The 281-nt window shown below is 39.1% G+C and carries 1 protein-coding gene; it reads left to right on the forward strand.

The window, feature by feature from the left end:
* The coding region (locus ACVC08_RS00425) for a hypothetical protein (RefSeq protein ID WP_452600544.1) at nucleotides 1–281 on the forward strand (281 nt) is incomplete at both ends.

The following is a 281-nucleotide window of genomic DNA, read 5'->3' on the forward strand; positions in this document are numbered from 1 at the left end:
GTACAGCTGGAGCTTTTGTTGATAGTGATGCCAATGGAAATGGTACACAATTAATAGAAACGCTAACCTCACCAGTTTTTGATACCACTGGAGCCGTTGGTCTATTCCTAGACTTCGATCAGTTTTACAGATCTGGAGGGACAGATAGTGGTATTGTAGAAGTGTACGATGGAACGAATTGGGTAGAAGTATTAAATCAAACAGCTACAACAGGTTCTTTTGCAACACCAAATCAACAACACATTGACATTACTGCCTATTCTAATGCAAACATGCAAATT

The organism is Pontimicrobium sp. MEBiC06410 (assembly GCF_053601615.1).